The organism is Alistipes sp. CAG:268, from assembly GCA_000434235.1.
Classification (GTDB): Bacteria; Bacteroidota; Bacteroidia; order Bacteroidales; family Rikenellaceae; genus Alistipes; species Alistipes avistercoris.
In genome coordinates, this window is the sequence record FR891996.1 from 1 (window position 1) to 7,868 (window position 7,868).

The following is a 7,868-nucleotide window of genomic DNA, read 5'->3' on the forward strand; positions in this document are numbered from 1 at the left end:
ATCGAAAAATTTTCTAATGCTTGTAACTTATTGATGTTTAATAATTAAAACATTGTCGGAGAATTTTTCTCCGGACACTAGTGATCGGGATCACAACATCAAGATGACCCTCCTCTATCGCATAACCAGGAGTGAAACGCTGCGGGATTTGAAAGCAGACCTAACGGCTATACGCGATGTCGGCATTCAAATTGAGAGTGTCACCTGTGATGGATCTCCCAATATCATAAAAGCGGTGCGGGAAGTGTGTCCGGAGGCGATCTTGCAGCGTTGTACGGTACATGTAGCGCGAGAGATAGAGACGTGGATTACACGCAAACCACAGACCGTAGCGGCACAGGAACTCCTCGAACTGGTGCACTTGTTAAATGGAGTACAAACACATGATGAGGCACAGTTATGGATACGGGCTTTTATTGACTGGTATCGGCGACACGAACCATTTATCAATGAAAAAACCGTAGATGAGCTGTCGGGAAGATGGTGGTTTACGCATAAGATGCTGCATCGAAGTGTCTCGCATATCAAGCGTGCCATACCCGATCTGTTTTCATACACGCGATACCCTAATGTACCTAAATCTTCAAATTCTATTGAGTCGTTCTTCGGTCACTTGAAGGATAATTTAAGAATCCATCGCGGACTCTCGGAACAACATTTTAAGGACTTTGTAAAGTGGTATCTTTTCCTGAACAGCAATGATGGAATTATTAAGAAACGCAAATGACCAGAATCGTACAATTCTGGTCATTTGATCCAATACGACACCAACCACTTTTGGCATCATTACCCGGTCAATTGGGGTTCCGGCAAAAAAACGCCCCGGAATATCGGGCGTTCCGGGGGCGTATGAGATGAAGCGGGCGCTGCCGGCGGCTATCGTTTGCCGGGCTGTTTCGGCTCCTTCCGGCAGGTGAGCCCCATGAAGAGGATGGCCAGCAGGCAGGCCCCGATCAGCAGGACGAAGGTCCAGTCCCAGCCGGCCCGGTCGGCCACCGTGCCCAGCACGATATTGGCCAGAATGGCCGTGCCGAGGAAGTACCCGAAGAAACCGGTCAGTCCGGCGGCTGTGCCGGCGGCATTTTTCGGGGCGAGATCCAGCGCCTGCACCCCGATGAGCATCACCGGCCCGTAGATGAAGAACCCGATGGCGATGAGCGAGACGGTGACGATGACGTAGTTCGACGAGAATTGCCAATAGAGGAGGATGAACACTGCGACGACGGCCATGAAGAGGATCGTGGGCAGGGCCCGGCGCCCGTGGAAGAGGCGGTCGCTCATCCATCCGCAGATCAGCGTTCCCGGGATGGCCGCGAACTCATAGGCGAAGTAGGCCCAGCCGGCCTGTTTGATGTCGTAGCCCTGTGCCTCGCGCAGATAGGTCGGGGCCCAGTCGAGACAGCCGTAGCGCACCATATAGACAAAGGCGTTTGCAATGGCGATGAACCACAGCAGGCGGTTGTTCAGTACGTATTTGAAGAGGATCTCGCGGGTGGAGAGCACCTCTTCCTGCTTGGCGCTGTAGTTGGCGGGGTAGTCGTTGCGCCACTTCTCCACCGGGGGGAGACCGCACGATTGCGGTGTGTCGCGGATCAGCACGTAGGCCAGCAGGGCGATGAAGAGCGCCACGACGGCCGGGAAGAGGTAGGTGCCGATCAGGAAGTAGAGTCCCGAATGGCTGCCGTAGAACCACGATCCGAACCAGATGGCCCCGTAGACGGCCATCGGCCCGACGAGGGCTCCTCCGACGTTGTGGGCGCAGTTCCAGACGGACATCTTCGTGCCGCGTTCATTTTGCGAGAACCAGTGGGTCATGACCCGTCCGCACGGAGGCCAGCCCATGCCGTTGAACCAGCCGACCAGGAAGTTCAGCACGGCCATGATGACGATGGAGAGCCGTTTGTGTTCGGGACCCAGCAGCGTCACCGGGACGATCATGAAGATCATCGACACGGCCGTGAGCACCAGCCCCAGCGGCAGGAAGACGCGGGCATTGCTGCGGTCGGAGACGCTCCCCATGAGGAACTTCGACAGGGCATAGGCCACGGCGTTCATCGAGAGGACGATGCTCAGCTCGCCGGTGTCGAACCCCAGGGCGGCCAGTTCGGGGATGGCCATCGAGAAGTTCTTGCGCACGAGGTAGAAACCCGCATAGCCGATGAAGATTCCGATGAAGACCTGCAGCCGCAGTTTGCGGTATTTCCGATCGGCCTCTTCGGCCGGTATTTCCGCCTCATGGGCGGGAGGTTGCAGCAATTTCCACATGGTTCGGATGTTTCAGAAGGGAGCCTCTCGAGCCGGATCCTACTTCTTCAGCAGGGCCTGCAGCCGTTCGGGATAGTCCGTCGTGATGTAATCCACACCCAGGTCGATGAAATACTGCATGTCCTCTTCCGAATCCACGGTCCAGACATTGACCTCGAGCCCCAGGTCGTGGGCCTGTTTCACCCATTGGGGATGTTTTCGCAGGGTCTTCATCGAGTAGTCGATGCCCGACAGCCCGAGTTTCTTGACGCTTTTGGGCGGCAGGTCGCCGTTCAGGTAGTAGATCCTCGTGTCGGGAACCAGCTTCTCGAAAGCCAGGCACGCGTTGATCGAGAAGGCGATGATGTCGGTACGCTCCAATACGCCGTGTTTGCGCAGCGCCTTGACGATCTTGGCTGCCGCGAGGTCCTCGCGGTTGAGGTCCGACAGCGACTTCATCTCGAGGATCAGCCGGGTGTCGGGTTTCGAGGCCACCAGCTCGAGATAGGCGTCCAGGGTGGGGATGTTCTCTGTTCCGTTGGGAAGTACGATCTGCGTAATCTCGCGGGCCGGGGCCTTCTCCATGTCGATGTCGGTGCCTTTGTAGACGCGGTCGTGGTTGACGATCAGTCGATCGTCTCCCGTCAGCCACACGTCGATCTCCGAACCGTAGACACCCACCGAATCGGCCTTGATGAACGACGTGAGCGAATTTTGGGCCGATCCCGGGGCGGTCCAGTAGCCGCGGTGTGCGATGACTTTGGGTTGTGCGGTTGCGACGCCTCCGGCCAGGAGCAGTGCGGCGGCAAGTGTGAGCAGTCTGTTCATGTTCGTGCAGTTTTGATCGATGAAGTGATTTAAACTTATTTCATTCTCTTAAAATTGCATCAAAATGTTAAAGCACAGCATACAAATAGAATTATTCCTTATATTATGGGTGCCCAAACTCATATATAGTGAAAGTCCTATGTACACTATGCTCGACAAAGATACGATAAAAAATGAGATATTGCCTCATCTTTCGAAGGCAAAACGTGGTTATGTCACTCAAAGTTGCCTAATAGAGGTTGTAAACGCCATCTTGTACAAGTTGAAGACCGGTTGTCAATGGGCATTCCTTCCTGTGGAAGCCCTGTTTAGCGGCAAGGTACTGAGCCATGGTGCCGTATATCATCATTACAACAAATGGAGCAAGTCGGGCGAGTGGAAATCCATGTAGGTCAGGTTGCTTGACAAACACCGCAATGAGTTGGACATGTCCGGCGTGGATTTGGACGGGAGCCACACGGCTGCACTCCGTGGCGGTGAAGAAGTCGGATACCAAGGGCGGAAGAAACGGAAGACGACCAACGCACTCTACCTAACAGACAGGCAAGGACTTCCGATTGCCATGTCTTCTCCGAAATCCGGCGAACACCATGACGTACATGACATAGAAAAGGTCATTGGTGACATGTTCAACGACCTTGAGAAATCCCATATTCGGGTTGACGGCCTTTTCCTCAATGCCGATGCCGGATTCGATTGCGATGCCTTACGTGGTTTCCTGTGTGAAAAAGAGATCATCGCAAACATCTGCATCAATAAACGGAGAGAAAATGCCGATGACATCTTTGTTGATGATGAACTGTATGCTGAAAGGTATTCCATCGAACGGACCAACGCTTGGATGGACAGTTTCAGGACTCTATTGAACCGGTTTGATACAACTGTTGCCAACTGGACATCTTGGAATTACCTGGCATTCGCGGTCTTGTTACTAAAGAAAATTTCACGAAAACAAAAAGTTTAAATCACTTCGATGTTGAAATTCACAGTTTATAGAGAATGTACATTTTTTTCATTTTTTTCGATCTCGTATAATACTTTAAGCGAACTGCTGCGACCATCGATGTTCATGGCATAAACGCTTTCGTCGGACATTGAGGCTATCAAATAGTTGCGGGTTTGTGCTGTTTGCCAGTTGGTGCGGCACGTGTTGCGGACAGCAAAGATTAGAATGCGCTGTTCTGTAAGTGCTGTTTGAATTTCAGGCGAATAACGAGTGTATAGCGTGCGCCCCAGGGCCCAGATCACCGGGTGGCGGGCTTTCAGCAGTAGTTCAAAGACGGATTTTTCGAGCGGCGACTGGAAACCGCTGATTACGACGCGGTCGGTTGCGCAGCACGCCTCGGCCCAGCGAAGGGTCTGCTCCTCGACGGCCGGTGAAACGACGCGCGAGGCGAAGAAGGCGACCTTCCGGCGGTCGAGCAGGGCAAGGTTGCCCGTGTAGTCGTAATCGAAAGCCATAAAAAAACGTGGGTTGCCGCATTGACTTACCACGCATTCAGGCCTTCGCTGCCCCCAACAGAAATAAGCAACACGGACAGCCCACGCGAAACGTGTATCATGCACATAGCAAGCCAAAGGCCTGCGGGCACAATACATGCGTCCACGAGGCGTCCAGTTACATCTCTTTCTATTGGTCAAAGTTGCGAAGTTTGAATGCGAAAGAAAACGTAACGAAACGTTCGTAAATATGTCCGGCTCCGTCCGCAGAGGCACGGAACCAATTACAAAAATAGGAAATTAAATCGGAAAACCGCCAACGGCTGCCGATTTTTGCGGTGAAATCTCATTACCATGTGAGTCTTGGAGGCTCTTTCTTCAGCCAGATATAATCCTCCCGGGAGTTTGGGGTACTATTAATTGAGTTCCGGTCGAAAAACGACCTTGGCATAAAGATGTGCTGATTCTGGGACGGAACCGTTGAAGATCGACTTAATCAAGGAGTGCGAGTATCAGAATCAGCGTGTAAATTTGGCGAAAACAGGAATACATCTTATTTTTGCATTCGAGATGCGTTCTTTCCGGCTATGCAGAATCGAGTGATTCAGAGAATGTTGCTTGTCTCCAAATCGTTAGCTATCAACCGGCTGACTTCTGTAAATATCTCTCATTCAGCAAGTACTTCTGATGCCAATGCCTTGCGCAATGGGTCGTCAGCTGCTTGCGGATGCCGCAGATGTCGGCCAGCTCCTTCAGGTAGGCGTTCATCTTCTGGTTGCTCGACACGGGCAGCAGCACGTTGTGCGCCACGCCCTCGGGATCCGTGCGGTAGCGCTGCAGAATCCGCGCGGGGATCTCCAGCAGCGGGATGTTGCACATGTTGCCGGTCTTTTGGCGCGGTTTGCGGATCCAGCGGTGGCCCTGCATGTCGGTGACGATGTGTTCGGGGGCGAGCTGCTTGATGTCCGAGAAAGCGAGCCCCGTGAAGCAGCAGAAGATGAAGAGGTCGCGCGTCTGGGCCAGACGCGGGATGTCGATCTCCTTGTGCATCAGCCGCTCGATCTCCGCCTTTTCGGGCATCTCGCGCTTGACGGGCTGCAGCGAGAAGCGGATCTCGGCGAAGGGGTCGCGCTGCATCCACTCGCGGGCCAGCGCGATGCGGGTGATCTTCTTGAAGTTCTTGAGGTACTTCGTCGCCGTGTTGTGGCAGCAGCCGCGGTGGGGCTTCAGGTAGAACTCGAACTCCTCGACGAAACGGCGGTCGACCTCGTCCAGATAGAGGTCGTCGCGGTGGTAGGTATGGCGCATGAACTCCTGCGTGAGCTTCATGCAGGTCTCGTAGCGCTCGGCGGTGGCAGCGGCCAGATCGATGCCCACCAGTTGGTGGCATTTGTCGTTGTGCTCGCGGAAGAGCTCGAAGAGCGTGTGGCGGTTCGAGGTCTTGCGGCCGAGGTAGAGGTCCAGCACCTGCTGGGCCGTGAAGGGCTGCTCGTCCATCTCCAGGTCGCGGTGGATGCGGATGATGCGGGCCCGCACGGTGTCGATGTAGAGGTTGATGGCCTTGCCGAGCGTGGTGCGGGGCGAAGCCTGGCCGCGGATGGCGTCCCACTGATCGGGGAGGATGCTCTTGCGGATGGTGGTGTCGGCGCGCTGGCCGTTGACCGTGATGCGGACGCACACGGGGACCTCCCCGTGCTTGTTGGGCCTCGTCCGACGCACGTAGAACGAGATCCGAAAAGTACTTTTTTGTCGATTCATATACTCCATGTGTTAACGGGTTGTAAATTTACGCCACCGTGTGCAAATTTGGAGTATGCAAAACGCAGTGAATCAGCGAATAAGAACCTTTTGATGGTGGCAGAATCCGGGGCGGATGGTCATGCCACCGAATTGCCTGCCGAAGAGCTTCCGCAAGGGGGGGGGGGATTTGTCCGACCCTGAGAAATAAAAATACGGGGATTTGTCCGACCCTGAAAAATAAAAATACCTGTAAGTGAGCTACTTACAGGGATCATGGGTTTTTTGTCAAACCCCCTTTGCGGAGAGAGAGGGATTCGAACCCCCGGTACAGTTGCCCGTACACCGCATTTCGAGTGCGGCCCGATCGACCACTCCGGCATCTCTCCTTGTGTTGCGGGGTTGCTTTTCGGCTTTCCCCCTCCCCGAAACTTTCGTTTTGGGACTGCAAATATAGACATATTTTTCGGAAACTACTATTTTTTGCAGGAAATTTTCGGTTTTTTTGATTTTTTTCTTCGGACGGCTCCGTTTTCCGCTCTTTGCCTGATTTAATTCCTATCTTTGTATCCGGGGTTTTGGCCGCTTGCCGGTGCGGCGCAGTATTTCCCCTCCGCACCCGTTTATATGGGTGAGAGCCGATACTAAAACCGGTACGGTTTTCGTTCTGTTCATGAACAGAGCTAACGCAAACAACGAGTGAGCCATGAAAGAGTTGAGATTATGGATTGCCGCCGTCGTCGCGGCTGCGGGTCTCGCAAGCTGCTCGTCGGCATATTACGCCGCGTCGGGGTATGCCGGCGACGACCTGTATGTTCAGCACGACCGCGCGCAGATCGCACGCAAACAGCAGGCCGAGGCCGAAGCCAAGAAGGCTGAAGCCGAGGCGCGCAGAGCCGAGTGGGAGGCCCGGATCGCCGAGGCCCAGGCCGCTGCGGCAGAAAATGACTACTACGAATACCGGAGTGCCGATTCGAATCCTTACCAGAGCATCCTGGCCGATGACTACGAGAGCGCCTATGCGCGCCGCCTGCGGGGCTTCGAGTCGCCGACCTACCGGATGCCTTCGAGCTACATCAATGCCCGCTACAGTTCGGCCTTCACCTATGCCTCGGCCTACGATCCGGCTTTCTACAACGTCATCGTCATGGGTGACGAGGTGTGGGTCGAGCCCAAGTACATCACTTCGATGTTCGGATCGTGGGGGACTTCGGTCGTGCTGCTCGATCCGTGGTATTACGGCTGGAGCTGGCCGTGGGGGCCGTCGTTCTCGATCGGCAGCTGGGGCTGGAGCTTCGGCTGGAACGCCTGGTACCGGCCCTGGTACGCAGGGTGGTACAGCCCGTGGTACGATCCCTGGTGGGGACCCGGCTGGGGCTGGGGGCCCGGTTGGCATCACCATCCCTACTGGGGCCCGGCCTGGGGGCATGGGCACCATTGGGCGCCGCGTCCGAACTATCGCTTCGGACGTACCGGCACCGCAGGCGGATCGCGCTACCTGCCGGCCTTCTCGTCGGGCGGCAGCCGCTATCGTCCGGCACTCTCCGGAACGCGCGGCGGTGCGACCGGCAGCGGCTCCTCACGGGTCTACTATAACAGTGGCGGGCGTACGAACAACA

General features: G+C 55.2%; 5 protein-coding genes, 1 tRNA gene and 1 pseudogene. 2 read left to right on the top strand and 5 right to left on the bottom strand.

Annotated elements, in window-relative coordinates; all coding sequences use genetic code 11:
- The first annotated feature begins 103 nt into the window (after window positions 1-103).
- A complete protein-coding gene (locus tag QZL63_RS05270) occupies window positions 104-727 on the top strand; it encodes a transposase (protein ID WP_206665668.1) in 624 nt (207 codons plus the stop codon).
- A 149-nt stretch (window positions 728-876) separates the two neighbouring features.
- Here the strand turns inward: QZL63_RS05270 and pgtP are convergent, their stop codons facing one another.
- Complete coding sequence (gene pgtP, locus QZL63_RS05275) at window positions 877-2,265, bottom strand: phosphoglycerate transporter protein PgtP (protein ID WP_022308283.1); 1,389 nt, start codon at window positions 2,263-2,265, stop codon at window positions 877-879.
- Window positions 2,266-2,304: 39 nt separating this feature from the next.
- Window positions 2,305-3,072 carry a glycerophosphodiester phosphodiesterase family protein gene (locus tag QZL63_RS05280; protein ID WP_022308284.1) on the bottom strand — a complete coding sequence of 256 codons (768 nt, stop codon included), beginning with the start codon at window positions 3,070-3,072 and terminating at the stop codon, window positions 2,305-2,307.
- Window positions 3,073-3,136: 64 nt separating this feature from the next.
- On the opposite strand from QZL63_RS05280, the pseudogene QZL63_RS05285 reads away from it, so the two are divergent.
- A pseudogene (locus QZL63_RS05285) lies at window positions 3,137-4,036 on the top strand (IS5 family transposase).
- A gap of 26 nt (window positions 4,037-4,062) precedes the next feature.
- Here the strand turns inward: QZL63_RS05285 and QZL63_RS05290 are convergent.
- The 3 genes from QZL63_RS05290 to QZL63_RS05300 form a co-directional block, all read right to left on the bottom strand.
- A complete protein-coding gene (locus QZL63_RS05290) occupies window positions 4,063-4,533 on the bottom strand; it encodes a DNA-processing protein DprA (RefSeq protein ID WP_022308287.1) in 471 nt (156 codons plus the stop codon).
- A 618-nt stretch (window positions 4,534-5,151) separates the two neighbouring features.
- Entirely contained in the window at window positions 5,152-6,270 is a 1,119-nt protein-coding gene (locus QZL63_RS05295) for a site-specific integrase (RefSeq protein WP_022308288.1), read from the bottom strand.
- Between the two features lie 281 nt (window positions 6,271-6,551).
- A tRNA-Ser gene (locus tag QZL63_RS05300) sits at window positions 6,552-6,638 on the bottom strand.
- Between the last annotated feature and the right edge of the window lie 1,230 nt (window positions 6,639-7,868).

Coding starts and splice junctions, on each gene's coding strand:
- QZL63_RS05295 (WP_022308288.1), bottom strand. CDS start 6,270: ATGAATCGACAAAAAAGTACTTTTCGGATCTCGTTCTACGTGCGTCGG.
- QZL63_RS05280 (WP_022308284.1), bottom strand. CDS start 3,072: ATGAACAGACTGCTCACACTTGCCGCCGCACTGCTCCTGGCCGGAGGC.
- QZL63_RS05270 (WP_206665668.1), top strand. CDS start 104: ATGACCCTCCTCTATCGCATAACCAGGAGTGAAACGCTGCGGGATTTG.
- QZL63_RS05290 (WP_022308287.1), bottom strand. CDS start 4,533: ATGGCTTTCGATTACGACTACACGGGCAACCTTGCCCTGCTCGACCGC.
- pgtP (WP_022308283.1), bottom strand. CDS start 2,265: ATGTGGAAATTGCTGCAACCTCCCGCCCATGAGGCGGAAATACCGGCC.